This window comes from Oleidesulfovibrio alaskensis DSM 16109 (assembly GCF_000482745.1).
Taxonomy (GTDB): Bacteria; Desulfobacterota; Desulfovibrionia; order Desulfovibrionales; family Desulfovibrionaceae; genus Oleidesulfovibrio; species Oleidesulfovibrio alaskensis.
On record NZ_AXWQ01000004.1, the window covers coordinates 106,519 to 126,194 of the forward strand.

A 19,676-nucleotide genomic window follows, 5' to 3' on the forward strand; every position below is an offset into this window, starting at 1 on the left:
CATCCTGAAAATCAAAAAAGAACCGCAGCGGCCCTGTACCCGCCGGACATCCGGCACCGCATCCGCCTGCTGCAAACATAGGTATTTAGCCTGTCCTGCCGGTTCCGTAAATACGCAACCCACTTCACACCGGCGGGAAAATCCCCTAGAACAAAGGAAAAGAAATATTTCATAAACTGAGCGATTTCATACCATACCGGGAGTTTTCCATGGAAGTAAGCATAGTTCCCGCCGAAGGGAATGAGCCTATAGAACGCATTCACGTTGTCAGCATCACCATCCGTACCTTCAAGGGCCGCAGAGATGTTGAAGCCCACCTTTTCAAAACCGGTGCCAGCATTGAAAACGTGGCTGACTATCCGTGGCAGAACCTTATCGGTCCGCCGCTCGACCCGGAAAACCCCGGCTCGCCGGAGGGTGTAAAACGCATGCTGGCCGAGGCGTTCACTCCTGACGAAAGAGACCGTGTGGTCGAATATCTCAGGGACAGATACGCAACCAGACTGACCTGCATCAGTGCGTGCCCGCTTTCGCTGCCCATCCCGCAGGGGGTCACGGCTCTTTCAGACATCCCCGAAGGCAAAACGCTTGGTTTCATCCACTTCAGCAGGGTACGTAACTACACTCTGCCGTTCGGCATACAGGGCTTTTATGATCTGGCCCAGCATGAACCTCTGGTGGGCGAAAACATCTGATCCTTTTCACATCAAAAACGCCCGCCGGCATACCGGCGGGCGTTACAGCTCACTGATTCTCATCCGGCAGCGTCGCGCGCCGCAACGGGCGGAATCCATCGGGTATCTGCCACCTGCCCGCCCGCAAAGGCATCCGCAGCGCGCGGTCAAGCTCTTCCAGAAAACATGCCCGGGACACCTCCTGCGCGCCAAAGCGCAGCATATGTGTCGTAGTCTGCTGACAATCCACAACGCGGTATCCCCAGAATTCAAGCAGGCGCACAAGCCACACCACCGCCACCTTTGAAGCATCAGTGCGGCGGTAGAACATTGACTCGCCGTAAAAAACGCCACCCAACGCTACACCATACAGCCCGCCGGCCAGCACGCGCCCATCACCCGCACCGCGGCTCCATACCTCCACAGAATGCGCCACACCGGCCTCGTGCAGATTCATATAGGCGTCTATCATCTCATCTACAATCCATGTTCCGCTCTGCCCGGGACGCGCAGCGTCGGCACAGGCATGTATAACCGCCTCAAAAGCGGTATCGAGCGTCACTTCAAACTGCCCGGAGTTGATACGCCTGCGCAGGCTTGCAGGCACATGCAGCTGCGAAGGATACAACACGCACCGCGGGTCGGGCGACCACCACAGGATGGGGGTGTCATCATCGTACCACGGAAAGATACCGTTTGCGTAGGCAGTGACCAGCCGGGCGACACTGAGGTCGCCCCCTATGGCCAGCAGCCCTTCCGACGATGCCGTCTGCGGGTCGGGAAACTCCAGCTTTTCAGACAGTGCGTAAAGGTGCATGCAGACTCCTGCCCGGGTCCGTACCGCTACGAGGCGGAAGCCTCGAATCTGAACGTGAGCCCGAGGTCATCATCCGTTCCGTGCGCTGCCGGCTTGCGGACTCCTATCCGCACTGCGCCGCCTTTCTGCAGCCTGCCGAACAGCACCTCACGGGCAAGCACGTCCTCAATGCCTGTTCTGATGATGCGTCCCATGGGCCGGGCGCCGAAAGCGGGATCATATCCTTTCTCCGCCAGACGTTCGCGGGCTTTGTCCGAAAGATGGATGGTCACCCGCCTGTCCTTCATCTGTCTTTGCAGCTCACTTATGAATTTTTCTACAATTTTCAGCATCACTTCGCGGGAAAGATTACTGAACGGAACGAGGGCATCAAGCCGGTTACGGAATTCAGGGCTGAACAGCTTTTCCACGGCCTTCAGCCCCTTTGCCGCCATATCCTGCCCGGCACTGTCGCCGAAGCCGATGGTTTTGGCCGCCATTTCCTGTGCTCCGGCATTGGAGGTCATAATAAGAATGACATTACGGAAATCGGCTTTGCGTCCGGTATTATCCGTCAGTTTGGCGTAATCCATTACCTGCAGCAAAATGTTGAACATATCGGGGTGTGCTTTTTCAATCTCGTCAAGCAGCACCACGGCATGAGGTGTCTTGCGCACGGCTTCTGTAAGCAGCCCTCCCTGATCAAACCCCACATAGCCCGGAGGAGCCCCGATAAGCCTGGCCACGGCGTGTTTTTCCATATACTCGCTCATGTCAAAGCGTATGAAGCTGACCCCCAGAGTAGCAGCCAGCTGTTTGGCAAGCTCTGTCTTGCCCACCCCGGTGGGACCATAAAAAAGGAAACTGCCGGTGGGACGCTCGGGACTGGAAAGACCTGCGCGTGACCGCAGGATGGCTTTGGTAACACTGTCCACCGCAGCCTGCTGGCCAAAGACAACGGAATGCAGGTCTTCTTCCAGCCGTTCCAGCCTGCCCCTGTCCGAAACACTGACCCGTTGTGCGGGAATCTGCGCCATACGGGAAATAACACGCTCAATATCGCTCACGGTAATGGTGTTGCGCTTGCGCCCGTGTGCGCCCAGCTTGTATACGGCACCCGCCTCATCAATGACATCTATGGCTTTATCAGGCAGAAACCTGTCCTGCAGGTACCGGCTGGAAAGTTCCACCGCCGCCTTGAGTGCAGGCTGAGTGTAACGCACTTCGTGAAACTCTTCGTAATACGGACGCAATCCCTTGAGAATTTCAAGGCACTCATCCTGCGAAGGTTCCTGCACGTCGATTTTCTGAAACCGCCGCGAAAGCGCACGGTCTTTTTCAAAGTGGTTGCGGTATTCCTCGTATGTCGTGGAGCCGATACAGCGTATACCACCCGATGCCAGCACCGGTTTGAGGATGTTCGAAGCATCCATTGAACCGCCGCTGGTGGCTCCCGCTCCCACAATGGTATGTATTTCATCAATAAACAAAATGGCTTCAGGAATTGCCGACAAATCCTTGATAACCGCTTTAAGCCGGGCCTCGAAATCACCCCGGTATTTTGTCCCCGCCAGCAAGGTTCCCATATCCAGCGCGAATATTTCGGCATCGGCAAAGCTTTCGGGCACATCGCCATCCGCAATGCGCAAAGCCAGCCCCTCGGCTATGGCTGTCTTGCCCACGCCGGGGTCTCCCACAAAAAGCGGATTATTCTTTCTGCGGCGGGCAAGCACCTGCACTGTGCGCTCCAGCTCGGCAGACCGGCCGATAAGAGGATCAATCAGCCCGTCACGGGCCCGCGCTGTCAGATTGACGGTAAACTGATCAAGAGCAGAAGCTCTGCCCTGCCGTTCGCCGCCATCCGCAGTCTGCGCTGCCGGTTCAGGTTCTCCGTCGGACCAGTCTCCCATGCCGTGCGAAATGAATTCCAGCACGTCGAGCCGCGCCACCCCCTGCGCCCTCAAAAAATACAGCGCATAAGAGTCTTCCTCTTCAAACATGGCGGCCAGCACATCGCCCAGCTCCACCGCATTTTTGCCGGATGACTGCATCTGCATGACGGCCCGCTGCAACACGCGCTGCACCCCCATCGTCTGCACAACCTCTGTGGGGGTCTCTTCCGGAAGCGATTCAAGATGAGAATCAAAAAAAATCTCTAACCGCTTGCGCAGATTCTCGGCATCGGCCCCGCAGCCTTCCAGTATATAAATGCCCTGCGGTTCCAGCGTCATGGCATACAGCACATGCTCAAGGGTGAGATACTCATGGTTTCTCGCCTTCACTTCGCTTACCGCGACGGATAAAACGGCTTCAAGCCTCTTGCCGATCATATTACACCTCTTCCATGCTGCACCGGAGCGGAAAACCTTCGGCCCGGGCACGGGCATGTACCATGGCTACTTTGGTTTCTGCTACTTCGGCTGTGTAGACGCCGCACACGCCTATACCCTTTTCATGCACGCTGAGCATTATCGACATGGCCTGCTCGCGGCTTTTACGAAAAATATCAATCAGTACGGCCACAACAAAATCCATGGACGTATAGTCATCATTATGCAGCAGCACCCTGAACCGGCGCGGCTCTTTAAGTTCCTCCTCCAGCAGGACATCGGCGTCCTCTCTGGTGGACAGCTTACGGTCACTCATAGGTTGTTCCGTGCCTCCCGTAGAAAGCAGTATAGTGTCACGTTCACAGATGTCGAGGCCACGGTCAGGCGATACTGCCCAGCAGAGACAAGGCCGCTTCGTCATCGGGAAAATGAAAATTATCATCCTGCGGAAGACCGGCTGTCAGGCGGTACTGCCTGTTAAGGTCGTGATAGGTTGCTCTGGTGGCCTGACAGCCGGAAAATCCCAGCGCCTCCGCCAGGCGGAAAATGGCCTCCCGCTCTCCCTCAAGTTCAACCACATCACCGAACACCAGTGTGTCGAGGCATACCGTCACCCCGGCGCACAGCCACTCTTCGCGTATCTTATCGTACCGGAATGCGGCCTCGTATCCAAGCCCTTCCAGAATGCCACGCATGGAATCAAAGCCGGCAACAGTCGTCTCGCGCTCATCCCACACTTTTACATCATCAGGCACCGGTTGCGCCGGCGGCACCTTGAGCGTAAGCACACAGCGCCGGTCCCTGCCGTACTGCTGCGCCCACTGCTGCGAGCGCAGCCGCAACAGTCTTCCCGTTGCCTTCAGATCACGTTGCGGAGTATCAAAAACGATATTACGTTCCCAATGGCGCCCGCGGCTGACGCCGCCAAGCCGATGCAGCCGCGGACGCAGAGCAGTGAAGTCGACACCGGTATATTTCAGTTCCACCTCGTAAGACATATTCACCCTGTACACAGTTACCGGCAACGGCATGCCATCACCGGAGGTTCATTTTGCAAAAACTGTTACTTATAGCCATTGCCGGCGGACTTGGCAGCCTGAGCCGTTACTCGCTGGCAGGTGCCGTGCAGCGCCTTTTCGGTGCATCCTTCCCTGCGGGGACGTTCGTCGTCAACATCACAGGCTGTTTTCTTTTCGGATTGGTGTGGGGATTTCTTGAAGGCAGACTTACTCTGGGTCCGGCCGCCCGCATGATTGCCCTCACCGGATTCATGGGGGCTTTCACCACGTTCTCCACATTCATCTTTGAAAGCGTGGCGCTGCTCAACAGCTCGCAATGGCTGTTTGCGGCACTGAACATAACGGGACAGATAGTGCTGGGCATCCTGCTGCTGGCGGCCGGCCTGTATCTGGGCAAACTTGTCTGAACACCCTTCTGCTACCTTAAAACCACAGGAGACACTATGCATACCCCCCCGAAAGACGCCGCAAGGCTATGCATTTATACCGGTGAAAACGACACATCCGACGGCAGGCCGCTGTATGAACTGCTGGTTGAAAAAGCCCGCCATGCCGGACTTGCCGGGGCCACGGTGCTGCGCGGCATTTCCGGATTCGGCGCCAACAGCCGCGTACACACCCTCAAGGTACTGCGCCTTTCCGAAGACCTGCCGCTGGTCATTGAAATTATTGATTCCCGGAAAAAAATCGATGCGTTTCTACCGCAGGTAGACAGTCTCATGCGTGAAGGGCTGGTCACTCTGGAACCGGTTCAGGTTATCTTTTACCGGCACAACGACGGACACAAGGAATGACGCCGGAGAAAACCGGCAGCCTCACTGTACAGAAAACAACAAAATGAACGGAAAACAACAGCCACCATGCGCCGGTTCAAAAAAATCTTGCAGCCGCAAGGTATCAGAAAAGACAATAATTCCGTAAGAAATTGACAACACACATGGACATGGTGTGCTGCCGCAGCAGATTTTCAGCTGTTGCAGGCTTTAACAATCGCCGCAGCCAGTGCTCCCAGCGGCAGAACGGCATCCACCCCGCCCAGCTTCACGGCTTCATGCGGCATACCGTACACCACACAGGTAGCTTCGTCCTGCGCAATGGTATAGGCGCCGGTTTCATGCAGCTCTTTCATGCCTGCGGCGCCGTCATCCCCCATGCCGGTCATAATGGCTGCCACGGCATTGTTTCCCGCATAGCGGGCCGCGGAGCGGAACAGCACATCCACGGAAGGACGATGCCGCCGCACAAGCGGACCTTCCTTGGTCTCCACATAGTAACGGCTGCCCGAACGCTTTAGCAGCAGATGCAGATTGCCGGGAGCAATAAGCGCCTGTCCTCTCTGCATCACATCACCGTCAGAAGCTTCCTTCACCTGTATGCGGCAGGTGGAATTGAGTCTGCCGGCAAATGCCGCGGTAAAATGTTCAGGCATATGCTGCACAATGGCAATGGGCGGACAGTCCGGCGGCATGGCTTCCAGCAGAACCCGCAGAGCTTCGGTTCCGCCTGTGGAGGCCCCCACAACCACAACCTTTTCCGTTCGCTGCACGACGGACCTTCCGGCATTGGCCGGCAGCATGGCATCGGCCGACAGCTTGGGGGTAACTTCAAAACGCTTTGCCGCCAGCTTGCGCAACTGGGCGCGGGCAGCGGCCTTGACTGCGTCGCATATTCTTATGCTGGATTCTTCGAGAAACTGCTTGGTACTGACTTTCGGCTTCTGAATAATTTCAACGGCGCCGTATTCCATGGCCTTAAAGGAGGCTTCGGCTCCCTGCTCCGTCACGGCAGAACAGATAACCACCGGAATGGGATGCTGACTCATTATCTTGCGCAGAAAGGTCAGCCCGTCCATGCGTGGCATGGCCACATCCAGCAGAATAACATCGGGCACCACCGTTTCCATGCGTTTGACAGCTACAAAGGGGTCAGAGGCAGTTCCCACCACTTCCAGTTCTGGATCGGCAGAAAAGATATCGGTAAGCGTCTGCCGGACAAGGGCTGAATCATCAACAATAAGAACCTTGATGCGTCGTGCCATGGTGTTCCTACACTCTCCTGTAGACGGTCGGGGCAATCTGCTCCAGCGGAAGAGCCATTCCTGACAGGCTTTCGGAATGACCGATGAATAGGTGGCCATCTTTTTGCAGACAGCGGCAGAACTGACGGAACAGGCGCTCCTGAGTCGGTTTATCAAAATAAATTATGACATTACGGCAAAAAATAATATCAAGCTCTTTATCGAAAGAAAACTCTTCCATAAAATTCAGGCGCCTGAAATCAATAGTCTGCCGTAGTTCCGGCCCCATACGGACAAGCGCTTTATTCGGGTCTTTGCTCCGCAGCAGGTATTTTTTACGAAACTGCTGCGGAATGCTGCCTATCTTGTCCTGTTCGTACACGCCGCGTGCTGCATGCTGCAAAGCCCGCGTTGAAATATCTGTGGCCAGTATGCTGAACGAAAACGACTTGTTCCACCCTGCAAACTCGTGCATCACCATGGATAGTGTATAGGGTTCCATACCGAAGGAACATCCCGCACTCCACAGTCTGAGCGTCCTGTGTCCGCCCGTGCGCCGCATCCATTCCGGCAGTATGTCCTGAACAAGAATTTCAAAATGCTTCGGCTCGCGGAAAAATTCTGTAGTGTTTGTGGTAACCACATCTATCAAAGGCCGCAACTCGCTCTGCTGCCCCTTTTCAGTGAACAGGAAATCCACATAACTTTCGTACGAATCCATTCCGAGCACACGCAACCGCTTCTGCAGCCGCGCTTCCAGCATGACCTTTTTGCCCTGCGGCAGCTTGATGCCGACCTGCGTGTGGATAAACTGGCTGAGCTTCTGAAATGATTTTGAGGACATGACGCGTGGGTGCGCTATTCCAGTGGTTGCTGCCATGATGCGGACACACTCTCCGTTGAAATCGCGTAACAAAAGCAGGCTGATGCGCTGCCGGAACTGCAACTCTACCGGGCGGAAATCGCAGACTGGACCAGACGGGGCAGGTCCAGAATAAGCGCCATGGTTCCGTCTCCGCGTATGGTAGCCCCCGAAATACCTTCGACGTTCTTGAATACCTTGCCCAGACTTTTAATAACTGTCTGGTGTTCGCCCACCACCCTGTCCACCACGATACCGAACCGGCTGCCCAGCGCGTTGACAACCACTATCTGTTCGATTTCCGGCGGTGTTCCAGAAACGTCAAACAGCTTGCGCAGAGAAATATAGGGTACAACCTCGTCGCGCAGATTGATTATCTGCTTTCTGCCGGAGTCTGCCGTGCCGAAATGCTCGACACACTCTTCAACAGGTGCGAGGGGAATCACATAGCTTTCTTCACCCACCTGAACCTGCAGGCCGTCAATGATAGCCAGCGTAAGCGGCAGCCTGATGGTAATGACCGTGGACATGCCCGGTTCGGATGTCAGCTCTATGGTGCCGCGCAGTTCTTCGATGGAACGCCGGACAACATCCATGCCCACCCCGCGTCCAGAAACACTGGTAACTTTTTCTGCCGTGGAAAAACCGGCAGCAAAAATAAGAGCATAAATCTCTTTATCCGAAAGCTCGGCATCGGGCGCAACAATACCGCGTTCCACCGCCTTTGACAGCAGCCTGTCCCTGTCCAGCCCTTTGCCGTCATCGCTGATGGTGATAAGCACCTCACCACCGGAGTGGGCAGCCCCCAGAGTTATCGTACCCTTGCGGGGTTTGCCGGCCGCCACCCGCTGCTGCGGTGGTTCCACACCATGGTCAAGACTGTTACGCAGGCAGTGCACCAAAGGATCGCTCAGGCGTTCAATGACTGTTTTATCCAGTTCGGTCTCTGCCCCAAAGGTCACCAGATCAACTTCTTTGCCCAGGTCAGCGGAAAGATCCCTCACCAGTCTGCGGAATTTGCTGAAGGTGGTACCTATGGGCAGCATGCGGATACCCAGCGTGGCATCGCGAAGCTCATCGCTGAGCCGTTCCAGATTTTCGCTCAGTGCCAGCATATCGGCGTCTTCACGCTCATGCACCATCTGCGCTATCTGAGACTGCACAATAACAAGTTCACCTACAAGATCGACAAGATAGTCAAGCTTGCTTGCGGCAACGCGGATGCTGGAAGCGGCTTCCGAGGAAGCCTCCCGCTTCTGCTGCATGTCCCGCACTGTCTGCTGTTCCTGCAGCGCCGACTCAACACTGTCTTCACTCACCACTCCGGCCTGCTGCAGCAGCTTGCCCATCGGCTGTCTGCTGCTGAGCACCCGCTGCAGGTCTTCAGGCTTCAGGTCACCCCGCTCGACAAGAATTTCACCTATCAGCTTGTACTTCTCGTCGGAATCAATCCTGTCACCGCTGTCCACAACCTGCACGCTCAGCTCGCATTCATCTTCCACAAACATGAACACATCGCGCACTTCCTGCTCTCCGGCAGAGGTATGCAGCAGCATGTCCCACCACAGATAGCAGGATTCCGGATTAAGTTCGGCCAGAGAAGGCAATGCGGAAGTATGTACATATGTGGTCAGCATACCCATATCGCGCAGCTCTTCTATGAGATGCAGCGGATTGTTGCCGGTAAGAAAGATATCGGGGGCTGGTTTGAAGCGTATTCGGTAAGTAAACCTGCGGCTGCCGTCTTCTTCATCAAAGCTGCTGTCTGCAGACTGGGCGGTCTGAGCCGGAGCCGCGTCTGCAGGCTCTTGCTGGTCACCTGCGCCCAGCATCAGCCGGACCTTGGCGGTAAGCGCACTGCCTTTTTCCAGATCCACCTGTGTGCCGCTGCTGGCGCATTGCAGCAGATATGCAATGTGATCGCGGCAGGCCAGCGTCAGATCAAGAATTTCTCTGGACAGCTGCAGTTCATTGTTACGCACTCTGTCGAACATGTTTTCCACGTCGTGCGTGAAGGCGGCTATATCGTCAAAGCCGAACATAGCGCCGGAGCCTTTGATAGTGTGCATGGCACGGAACACCCGGTCCACCAGTTCGGTATCTCCGGGCTGTTCTTCCAGCTCCAGCAGCGCAGACTCAAGTTCTGTCAACAGATCCTGAGCCTCTTCCATAAAAGCCTGACTGTTCACGTCCAGCTGCACACCATCCTCCTGCATGAACTCTGCCGCTGCCTAGCGCAGAACTTTTTTTACCACGGCGAGCAACTGTTCAGGCTTAAAAGGCTTCACAATCCATCCGGTAGCCCCCGCAGCCTTCCCGTCCTGTTTTTTAGCCGCCTGCGATTCGGTGGTAAGCATGATGATGGGAATAAACTTAAACCCTGATTTGGCCCTGATGTTCCTGATCAGTTCTATCCCGTCCATGTTGGGCATGTTCAGGTCGGTAATCACCATCTTCACATCGGGCCTTATTTTGGCGAGCGCATCTTTACCGTCTGAAGCCTCAATAACTTCATACCCTTCATTGCGCAGTGTAAAGCTGACCATCTGCCGCACACTGGCAGAATCATCTACGGTCATGATTGTCGGTGCCATTCTTTTCCCCCTTTTCTCCGGTTCTGTTCTTGCGGCGTGTCACTTTTCAGAACAACTCGATATTGTCGTCATCAGCTTCGTCTGATTGTCCGCCGAAAGCCTTCAGGTGGATATCGCGTTCCTGCTTCATGGTATATCTGTTCATCATCTGATCAAGCTGCGCAGGTCTGCGGACAGATTTCGCGTCCGGCACGGCAGCTTCAATTCTGCGTACCAGCCCCTGCAGCCGTTCCTGCGCTGCAGACAGTTCCTTGCCCACTGTTTTTTCAAACGTGATTCCGCGGACAACGGATGATATGCTGTCAGCAATATCGCCGGCTTCACTGCTTAATGCCGCGGCAAGGTTTTCCGCCTGCATTCCCAGTGCGCGCAAAGAGCCTGTGACTTCTTCCAGCTTGCCTATGGTCTCGTTGATAACCGTCGCATCATGAAATGAGCGGGCCTGACTTTTCAGGCTGTCTGCCGAAGATGAAACCGTGTCAAGCGTTGCCGCAATGACACCTGTCTGGTTGCCCGCATCCTGCGAAAGCCGCTGTATGGAAGAAGCCAGAACCCCCAGCGCCTTGCCTTTGTCACCGGTATGGGCAGCCTTGATGCTGGCATTGAGAGCGATAAGTTCTATCTCGGCGCCCACATCTTCGATGTGTTCCAGAAATCCGGCCATATCAGCCACCGTGGAAGCCACGGAAGACATGGTTTCGCCCATTTCTCCGCCTTGTGCCGCCACGCCGCGCATACGCTCCGCTGTGTCATTGATGGTCTGAGAAATGGAATCCAGAGCACTTCCGGCCACACTGTCGCCGGAAACAGCAGTGTGTGCCACATGCATGACATTGGACGCTATCTGCCCGAGACCGGCGGAAAGCTGCCCCACGGCATCGGAAAAACTGTCCCGCGAGTGCTCAAGCTGCATGGCCTGCAGACGTGCGACATCCATAATCCAGACCAGTTCTTCATCGGGAGAACTGTCCTCCTGCTTTTCAATCACCATGCGGCTCACACTTTCCAGAATCTCATCCACATGCTCCACCTGCTGACGCACGATGTCATGAAACTGCAGCGAAGAGACTATCTGCCCCATGCTGGCTGCAATATCGCTCATCAGTGCATCCACATGCTCCGACCGCTCCTTTGCAGCCTGAGCCGCGTCCTGCAGCAGGTGTACACGATCGGTCATGCCCGATGCAGCCTCAAGCGCACAGGTCTGCTGGTCGCCCAGCATTATCTGCGAACGGACGGAAGCCTCATCTGCCAGAGCATCCAGATTTTTGGCGTACTGCACTATCTGCCCGGAATATTCGACAATTTTTCCGGCAAGTTTTTCAACATCATCGGCAAGGGTATTAAACCCGCGGCCATCCGTGCCCAGGCGTGCACTTTCTATTCTTGTTGATATTCCAAGCATCTGGAGTGTCCGGACAACACGGGCATAACTCTGGATAAGCCTTATCAGCTCATGAAGATTACTGCGTACCCGTACCAGCTCGTCCAGATTACTTTCCGACCCCACACTGCACAGCTCATGCAGCCGTCCCATATCGTCGGCCAGCTGATTGATCACACTGTAAATAGCTTCGCCGGAAACAAGCTCGACAAGCTCGGCGGAACGCTGCCGCACTCCGCCCACAGCATCCGACAGAGACATAATGTTTTCGCCCAGCGCAAGAAATTCATGTTCTCTGCTGCTGATGAGCATGTTCAATTTTTTCCGCACGTCGCCGAGCAGTTGCAGACTTTCTTGGACCAGCTTGCCAGTTCCTGACATGAAAACGCCTCTCAATGCATTCGGGGGCAGCTTTGGACAAAAAACCGCCGGAAAACGACCGTTACCTGACAACTCTTAGCATGTACCAAAAAAAACAGCTGATACATGATATATAGCATACGATGCGGCAACGTGCCGGACAGGTCAAGAATATCTTGGAACAGAAGAAACGCGGAGGCATCAGGCATCCGCGGCGGGGTTGCGGAAAAGTTTTTCCTGCAGCATGCCGATGGTGGTCACACCTGTTCCCCCCTCTTCCGGGCAGAACATGGATGAATAGCCCAGCCTTTTAGCCTGCACCGAACGCACAGACTGCGCTGACACCGGGCGTATCTGACCGTTGAGATCAACCTCGCCCCAGAAGACGCTGCGTGCAGGCAGGGGCACGTCATAAAAGGAAGACAGAATAGCCGCCACAAGCGCAAGGTCCATTCCGGGGTCCTGCACACGCATCCCGCCGCCCACCTTGGCATAGATGTCCACCTGTCCGAAATTGAGGCGCAGGCGTTTTTCCAGCACGGCAAGCAACAGGTGCAGCCTGTTCACATCGAACCCCAGCGCTGTGCGTCTGGGAATGGAAAGATAGCTGCGGGTGACAAGCGCCTGCATTTCAACGGCAAAAGGTCTCTGACCATCTACGGTCATGACCACGGAAGTACCGCTGAGAGAAGGGTCGCGGGCATCCAGAAAAAAAGTTGAAGGGTCGTCCACAAGATCCAGCCCCTGCTGCACCATGCGGAAAACAAGAAGTTCCTGATTGGGGCCGAAACGGTTCTTAAGCACCCGCAGCATACGGAACTGCTGCCTGCGGTCTCCTTCCAGAGAAATAACCGTATCGACCATATGCTCCAGCAGTTTGGGCCCGGCAAGCTGTCCGTCTTTGGTCACATGGCCCACAAAGAGCACGCATGTGCCGCAGGCCCTGCATTTTTCCGCCAGTTCCGTAGAAACTGCCCGCACCTGACTGACACTGCCCGGCAACCCCTCGGCACGGGTCGAGGTAAGCGTCTGCACCGAGTCAACAATGAGCAGATCCGGTGCCGGCTGCTCTTCCAGCATGGGCAAAGCGTCTTCAACCCGTGAAGACGACACGGCCAGCATGGTGTCGTATAAAACACCGAGCCGCTCTGCCCTTCCGCGCAGCTGACCCAGCGACTCTTCCCCCGAAAGATACAGTACGGAACGGCCGGAAGCCGCCACAGCACCGGCAACCTGAAGCAGCAGGGTGGACTTGCCGATTCCCGGCTCTCCGCCCACAAGCAGCGCCGCCCCCGGCACCAGTCCCCTGCCCAGAATACGGTCCAGCTCGGCTATTCCTGTACCGAAAGGTGTATGATGCTGTTCCGTAACGTCTTTAAGCCGTACAGGACGGCTGGCTGCCACAGCGGCATGCCTGCCCGCACGTCCGGCAGGCCGGTTCTTTTCCACCACCACAGACTGCAGGGTGTTCCATTCGCCGCACCGCGGGCACTGTCCTCTCCACTGCGGGGCACCGGCCCCGCACGACGAGCAGACATACGTTTCTTTAAGCTTTACCACAGATGCCGCCTGACTCTAATTGGAAGGAGGGGGATTCTTGGCTTCCACCACCTTGACCAGAAACTCGCGCACAGTCTGGGGAGGATTGTAAAAGGCGACCATAAAAGGCACTTCGCTGCCGGGCTGCACATTGGTGTTATTGGTCAACACCTCAACCTTGTTGGTCAGCGTTGTCTCAAGCTCATTTTCGGAAAGAACCTGCAACTGAAAAAGCGAAGCAGTAACACCGCACAACTGCTGCTTGCTCATGACCGTCTGTCCTGAATCATCAAACAGCAATGCTTCTATTTTGATAAGATCTTTGGGAGAACTGAAGTTGTTGACAACTTTGCCTTCAATGACAGTTATCCGGCCGATTTTTTCATTGGTGATGGTGTACTGCCGCACGCTGCGCAGCGCGATTTTTTTAACCTGTTCCGTGGGAACCGGTTCCGGAGCAGGTTCCTGCGCAACGGGGCGGGAGTCAATGAACGACACAAGCTCCGGCGCAAACAGGTATATTCCGCCAGCCGCGCACGCAAGAAGAACAACAGCGGCCACAATGCCCAGCAACGCGCCGCCCTTCTTTTTCTTATTCACAGGGCCGGGTTCATCCAGATCAAACGATGGCAGCGACGCGGGAGAAGAATCCGTTGCGGAGTCTGAAGGTGCAGTGTCATCTTCCGGCGCATCAATAACCAGAGGAAACAACTCTTTACATACCGTGCAGCGGCATTTAGCTCCCGGTCTGACCAGTTCTTCCGCAAGATTGTATACTGTCTTGCAGTTCGGGCAGGTAACGTGCATCGTTTATCCTGTTACAAGTATATGCCCTGAGGCTAGTTTGCGACATGAGCGTCGTAAATGGCGTCAAGCTCCCTGTACTGTTCGGCGTAATCCATCCCGTACCCGATAATGTACCCTTTATCCAACGCAAATCCGGGGAAGTCCACGGTCACGTCCACCTCGCGGCGCTCGGCCTTGTCCACTATGGCGCACAGCCGGATGCTGGCGGCACCGCGCGCTGCTAGCTGACGGTACAGAAAGTCCACGGTATGGCCGGTATCCACGATGTCTTCGACCACCAGCACATGCTTGCCGTCTATGGACACTTCCAGATCCTTGGTAAAGGAAATGTTTCTGGAACGGGTTGTCGAGTTACCGTAACTTGCTACCCTTACGAAATCAATTTCCGGCCGGACTGTCAAATGCTTGAGCAGGTCGGAAAAAAACATGAAAGCGCCTTTGAGCACGCACACCACGACTAGCGGTTTGTCTTCATACTCAGCATTGATCTGAACAGCCAGTTCGCGCACACGCTCCTGCACCTGCTCGGCGGTATATACAACATCCATTCCGGTTACGGTCATCTTTTTCTGCCCTTTGTTGCGTTACAATTCAATCATCATAGCCACTTCATCGCAGTCGGGAAAGCGCGGACAATTGATGCAGTCCGCCCACACCTTCTGCGGCAGCACGTCTTTGGCCACTTCCGCAAAGCCCTGCTTGCGGAAAAAACCGGCCTGATACGTCAGAGTGAACACCTTGTAAAGCCCGAGCGTCACAGCCTCGCTGACACAGGCTTCGACCAGCCGCCGCCCCCAGCCAAGGCCCTGCATGTCGTCAGCCACCACCAGAGAACGGACTTCCGCCAGTTCATCCCATATGATGGAAAGCGCGCAGCACCCCTTGATGGGGCCTCCGTCGTCCGGGTCGACCACGTAAAATTCACGGATATGATTGTACAGCTGGCTGAGAGAACGCGGCAACAGCAACCCGCCTGCGGCATGGTGCATGAGAAGTGCGTGGATGGCCTTCACATCCTGAATACGGGCTTTACGTAAATACGTCATTGCGCAGCCTTTATTTTACAATGTTCGCGTCAATAAGCTGTCTGAGTTCTTCTTCCGTCATGTAGCCCAGGTGGTCGGAGACCAGCTTGCCCTCAGCGGAATAGACAAGAAGACGGGGAATGCCGGTAACGCCGAAAGTGCCCGCCAGTTCACGGTTGCCCCGGATAACAGGATAATTGATTCCAAAATCCTGAATCATGCGGTCCAGCGCCGAGCGGCTTTCATCCAGCGACACCCCGATAATGGCCACGTCATCCGCCGCATACTGCGAACGCAGTGAGACAAGGCCCGGAATTTCCTCTTTGCAGGGGGGGCACCAGCTGGCAAAAAAATTCACCAGTACGGGTTTTCCGCTCTGCGCGGCAATGGAGTCAAGCAACAGCGCCGACCCGCCTTCCTGCACATCCGCGGCACGGACAGCTCCGGCCCACAGGACAACAAGGCAGCATACCGTCAGCATCGTCCGCATGATCAAAAAAGAACGTCTCATATCTGTAACTCCTCACTGCACTCTGGCTGGAGCTTCCACAAGCCCCCGCGCAATTCTCACCGCTTCCACGGCATCGCGGGAGTATCCCGCTGCGCCGATGGCTTCGGCAAAAGCAGGCGTGACAACAGCCCCGCCCACAAAAACAGGAATGGAAAGCCCGCGTTCGCGCAGCAGCTGTATGGTGTCTTCCATGCGCACCATGGTAGTGGTCATCAGGGCCGAAAGCCCTATCAGCTTCGCGTTATGCTCCACTGCGGCATCTACAATATCCACCGCTTTAACATCTTTGCCCAGATCAACAACATCAAAACCATGGTTGCCCAGCATAAGACAGACAATATTCTTTCCGATGTCATGAATATCGCCTTCCACGGTGGCCATAATGATGACCGGTTTTGTCTCGCCGCCGGAAGCCTCTTCCAGCAGGGGCTTAAGCCTGCCGAAAGCTTTCTGCATGGTTTCTGCAGAACGCAGCAGCTGCGGCAGGTAATACTCCTTGCGCTCGTATTTGTCGCCCACCTCGGTAATGGCCGGAATCAACCTTTCATTAACAAGAGCATACGGTTGTGCGCCTCGGGCCAGTTCGTCTTCCACCAGTTCCAGAATGATGTCGCGTTCTCCGCGTATGACAGCCTCTTCCAGACTGACGGGGCGTTTTTTCTCTTCTCCGCCGCCGGCAATAATGCCGCCGCTGCCGCCTCCTGATGTCCAGCCGGAATAGCCGGCGATAAACCGCTCGGCATTGCTGTCGCGCGCCATAAGCACCTCGGCTGCGGCCAGAGCTTCCCGCAGTCTGACGTTGCCGGGGTGGGCGATACAGGAAGTAAGTCCGGCCCCCACGGCCATGGCAAGAAACGTGGCATTCAGCAGTTCACGCGCAGGCAGACCGAAAGAAATATTTGACAGTCCAATGGTGGTGGGCAGTCCCAGCTCTTCGTTGCAATACCGGATGGTATCGAAACAGTGCCGCGCAGCTTCCGCCTTGGAGGAAACAGCCAGAGCCAGCACATCAACCATAACCAGCCTGCGGGGAATGCCCAGATCATCGGCCTGCAGAAGCAGCTCATCGATGATGGATATACGCTCGGCGGCCGTGACGGGCAGTTTTCGGCCTTTCAGGGGCAGCAGAACAAATGGCGCCCCGTAATCTCTGCACAGCGGTCCCAGGCGTTCCATGCGTCCCGGTTCGCCGCTGATGGAATTGACCAGAGGGGACCCCGCGTATACGGCAAGCGAAGCCTCCACGGCGTCCATATCCGAGCTGTCTATGGAAAGAGGAACCCCGTGAGCTGCAGCGAGGTCAGAGATCAGCTGCGGCAGCAGCACTTTTTCGTCCACCATGGGCGCACCCACGTTCACATCCAGCAAGGGGGCTCCGGCATCAATCTGCTGCTGTGCAAACTGCATGGCCAGTGTAAAATCGCCTGCCTGCAGCTGTGCTGTCAGTTCCTTTTTGCCGGTGGGGTTTATGCGTTCCCCGATTATCCTGCAGGGCTGGTCGTGACCGATACGTAGACAAGCGGCTCTGGTCGTCAGCACAATGCCGGAGCGGCGGCGTTTTTCAACCGCCGGACGGGGCTTGCTGCGCGCCTCACGCGCCAGCGCGGCAATATGATCGGGGGTCGTACCGCAGCACCCGCCGAGACACCGCACACCGGCACGCACAAAATCCGCAGTCTGCGCGGCAAACTCTTCCGGTCCCAGCCGGAACACCGTGTTGCCGTTTTCCAGCTCGGGCAGGCCGGCATTGGGCATGACCAGTACGGGTATGTCTCCCGCGGCAGTCAGTCCGGCCACCACTCCCGCCATCTGCTCCGGTCCTGCGCTGCAGTTGGTGGCAATAAGGTCCACTCCCATGTTCTGCATGGTATGGACAAAAACTTCGGGACGTGTTCCTGTAAGACTCACGCCATCTTCAAAGGTCATGGACACGCCCACAGGCAGATTGCACTCGGCGCGCGCGGCCAGCACCACGGCACGCACTTCGGCAAGATCAAAATGCGTTTCGGCAAGCACAAGGTCTATTCCGCCCTGCACAAGCCCGCGGATCTGTTCACGAAAAATATCAACCAGCTCCGGAAATTCCAGATCGCCGAGCGGCTTTACAAAGTGTCCTGTGGGCCCCACACTGCCCGCCACAAACACGGTGCGTCCGGCCTGACCGGCGGCGGCCTTTGCGGCTCTGGCCATTTCGCGGTTGAATTCCACCACGTTCATGCCCTCGGGCAGCTTGAGGCGTGTTCCCCCGAACGTGTTGGTGGTCAGCACATCCGCCCCTGCGCGTGCGTAGTCCAGATGAACACCCTGCAGCACAGCCGGATTGGAAAGACAGAAGACTTCGGGACTCATGCCGGCGGGCAGCCCCCGCCCCTGCAGCATGGTTCCCATGGCCCCGTCGAAAAACAACAGGGTATCATCACTCAGCGCTCGTCTGAAATCGGGCACGGCGGCTATCTCCTCGCAGAAACTTTTGGTAAAAAAACGGCGCGTCCCGCCGCGGTTTGGCAGTATGAACCGCTTCGGTCTACTGAAAAACATTGAAAAGGACAAACTAAAACTATACCATTCAATGCCCAAGCCTGTTCTTAAGAGCAGGACTTCCCATCAAAGATCATATCCGGCTGATGCCGGTTAAAGCTCCGGATAACACTCTATATCTATGACTCCCGCAAAAGATACCGTAAAAAAGCATACCGCAGCCGCAGCCACGGACAGCAACGCCGCAGAAGATTCCGCGGCGGAAGTCCTGACCGGAGACGACGAAACGACCTATGATATCGAAATTGATCAGGAAGAAGACGATGAAGATATCGATATCGACGAGGGCGATGTCATCGACGTCAGCGATACGGACCTGCCTGCCCCCCTGCCCCCCGGCAACAAGCCCACGCGCGATTCGCTGCATCTGTACCTGCGCGAAATAAGCCGTTTTCCCATGCTCAAGCCCGACGAAGAGTTTGAGCTTGCACGGCGGGTACAGCTGCACAACGACAGTGATGCGGCCTTCCGGCTTGTATCATCGCATCTGCGGCTTGTGGTCAAGATTGCCATGGACTTTCAGCGCCGCTGGATGCAGAACGTGCTCGACCTGATACAGGAAGGCAACGTGGGGCTGATGCGTGCCGTCAACAAATTTGACCCGGACAAGGGCATAAAATTTTCATACTACGCCGCATTCTGGATAAAGGCATATATCCTCAAGTTCATCATGGACAACTGGCGGCTGGTCAAAATAGGCACCACGCAGGCCCAGCGGAAGCTTTTCTACAACCTTAACAAAGAACGCCAGAAGCTTATAGCGCAGGGGTACGACCCCGATGCGGCCATGCTTTCCGAGCGGCTGGACGTCACCACCGAGCAGGTGGTGGAAATGGAGCAGCGGCTTGACGCTTCGGACATGTCGCTTGATGTGCAGGTCGGCGACGAAAACGGCTCGGCTTCGCGCATGGACTTTCTGCCGGCGCTCGGTCCCGGCATTGAAGACACCCTCGCCAACAACGAAATCGCGGCAATGGTGCAGGAACGCATCCGGGATATCGTCCCCCTGCTCAATGACAAGGAGCTGGACATACTCAACTCGCGCCTGCTTTCGGAAGACCCGGTCACCCTGCGCGAAATAGGCGAAAAGTATGATATAACCCGTGAACGGGTCCGCCAGATAGAAGCCCGTTTGCTCCAGAAGATCCGTGACCACCTGTTCAAGGAAATCAAGGATTTCTCTTCGGACTGGATAACCAGATAGCAGAATACACTTACAA

General features: G+C 55.9%; 19 protein-coding genes. 4 read left to right on the top strand and 15 right to left on the bottom strand.

The features are described from left to right. Positions 1-209: 209 nt before the first annotated feature. Positions 210-695, top strand: a complete 486-nt coding sequence (locus H586_RS0100525; RefSeq protein WP_011367998.1) for a hypothetical protein — start codon at positions 210-212, stop codon at positions 693-695. A gap of 49 nt (positions 696-744) precedes the next feature. On the opposite strand, the gene aat is transcribed toward H586_RS0100525, so the two are convergent. The 4 genes from aat to H586_RS0100545 form a co-directional block, all read right to left on the bottom strand. Continuing rightward, positions 745-1,491: a leucyl/phenylalanyl-tRNA--protein transferase gene (aat, locus tag H586_RS0100530; RefSeq protein WP_011367999.1), complete on the bottom strand. Its 747-nt coding sequence runs from the start codon at positions 1,489-1,491 to the stop codon at positions 745-747. Between the two features lie 26 nt (positions 1,492-1,517). Next, positions 1,518-3,800, bottom strand: coding sequence for an ATP-dependent Clp protease ATP-binding subunit ClpA (gene clpA / locus H586_RS0100535; RefSeq protein WP_027181122.1), 2,283 nt, complete (start codon positions 3,798-3,800; stop codon positions 1,518-1,520). Between the two features lies 1 nt (position 3,801). Beyond that, a complete protein-coding gene (gene clpS, locus H586_RS0100540) occupies positions 3,802-4,116 on the bottom strand; it encodes an ATP-dependent Clp protease adapter ClpS (RefSeq protein ID WP_011368001.1) in 315 nt (104 codons plus the stop codon). 64 nt (positions 4,117-4,180) lie between these two features. Next, complete coding sequence (locus H586_RS0100545; RefSeq protein WP_234702920.1) at positions 4,181-4,831, bottom strand: class IV adenylate cyclase; 651 nt, start codon at positions 4,829-4,831, stop codon at positions 4,181-4,183. A gap of 20 nt (positions 4,832-4,851) precedes the next feature. Between H586_RS0100545 and H586_RS0100550 the strand changes: the two genes are divergently transcribed. Both H586_RS0100550 and H586_RS0100555 read left to right on the top strand, forming a co-directional pair. Further along, on the top strand, positions 4,852-5,226 hold the full coding sequence (locus tag H586_RS0100550; protein WP_027181124.1) for a fluoride efflux transporter FluC: 375 nt from the start codon (positions 4,852-4,854) through the stop codon (positions 5,224-5,226). A gap of 36 nt (positions 5,227-5,262) precedes the next feature. Then, positions 5,263-5,613 carry a DUF190 domain-containing protein gene (locus H586_RS0100555; protein WP_027181125.1) on the top strand — a complete coding sequence of 117 codons (351 nt, stop codon included), beginning with the start codon at positions 5,263-5,265 and terminating at the stop codon, positions 5,611-5,613. A gap of 173 nt (positions 5,614-5,786) precedes the next feature. Here H586_RS0100555 and H586_RS0100560 read toward each other — a convergent pair whose 3' ends face one another. The 11 genes from H586_RS0100560 to H586_RS0100615 form a co-directional block, all read right to left on the bottom strand. Further along, complete coding sequence (locus H586_RS0100560) at positions 5,787-6,857, bottom strand: protein-glutamate methylesterase/protein-glutamine glutaminase (RefSeq protein ID WP_027181126.1); 1,071 nt, start codon at positions 6,855-6,857, stop codon at positions 5,787-5,789. A gap of 7 nt (positions 6,858-6,864) precedes the next feature. Beyond that, positions 6,865-7,716: a CheR family methyltransferase gene (locus tag H586_RS0100565; protein ID WP_011368006.1), complete on the bottom strand. Its 852-nt coding sequence runs from the start codon at positions 7,714-7,716 to the stop codon at positions 6,865-6,867. A gap of 68 nt (positions 7,717-7,784) precedes the next feature. After that, a complete protein-coding gene (locus H586_RS0100570; protein WP_027181127.1) occupies positions 7,785-9,914 on the bottom strand; it encodes a chemotaxis protein CheA in 2,130 nt (709 codons plus the stop codon). A 15-nt stretch (positions 9,915-9,929) separates the two neighbouring features. Next, entirely contained in the window at positions 9,930-10,292 is a 363-nt protein-coding gene (locus tag H586_RS0100575) for a response regulator (protein WP_011368008.1), read from the bottom strand. Positions 10,293-10,338: 46 nt separating this feature from the next. Further along, the gene (locus H586_RS0100580; RefSeq protein ID WP_027181128.1) at positions 10,339-12,057 is read right to left on the bottom strand and encodes a methyl-accepting chemotaxis protein; all 1,719 of its coding nucleotides are present in this window, start codon (positions 12,055-12,057) and stop codon (positions 10,339-10,341) included. A 180-nt stretch (positions 12,058-12,237) separates the two neighbouring features. Next, positions 12,238-13,596, bottom strand: coding sequence for a DNA repair protein RadA (radA, locus tag H586_RS0100590; protein ID WP_027181129.1), 1,359 nt, complete (start codon positions 13,594-13,596; stop codon positions 12,238-12,240). Positions 13,597-13,611: 15 nt separating this feature from the next. Beyond that, positions 13,612-14,382: a DUF3426 domain-containing protein gene (locus tag H586_RS0100595; RefSeq protein ID WP_027181130.1), complete on the bottom strand. Its 771-nt coding sequence runs from the start codon at positions 14,380-14,382 to the stop codon at positions 13,612-13,614. Positions 14,383-14,414: 32 nt separating this feature from the next. Beyond that, on the bottom strand, positions 14,415-14,945 hold the full coding sequence (gene hpt, locus H586_RS0100600; protein WP_011368012.1) for a hypoxanthine phosphoribosyltransferase: 531 nt from the start codon (positions 14,943-14,945) through the stop codon (positions 14,415-14,417). 21 nt (positions 14,946-14,966) lie between these two features. Next, complete coding sequence (locus tag H586_RS0100605) at positions 14,967-15,428, bottom strand: N-acetyltransferase (RefSeq protein WP_011368013.1); 462 nt, start codon at positions 15,426-15,428, stop codon at positions 14,967-14,969. 10 nt (positions 15,429-15,438) lie between these two features. Further along, a complete protein-coding gene (locus H586_RS0100610; protein WP_011368014.1) occupies positions 15,439-15,918 on the bottom strand; it encodes a TlpA family protein disulfide reductase in 480 nt (159 codons plus the stop codon). A 12-nt stretch (positions 15,919-15,930) separates the two neighbouring features. Then, positions 15,931-18,363, bottom strand: coding sequence for a homocysteine S-methyltransferase family protein (locus tag H586_RS0100615; protein WP_027181131.1), 2,433 nt, complete (start codon positions 18,361-18,363; stop codon positions 15,931-15,933). Positions 18,364-18,577: 214 nt separating this feature from the next. Between H586_RS0100615 and H586_RS0100620 the strand changes: the two genes are divergently transcribed. Continuing rightward, complete coding sequence (locus H586_RS0100620; RefSeq protein ID WP_011368016.1) at positions 18,578-19,660, top strand: sigma-70 family RNA polymerase sigma factor; 1,083 nt, start codon at positions 18,578-18,580, stop codon at positions 19,658-19,660. The last annotated feature ends 16 nt before the right edge of the window (positions 19,661-19,676 follow it).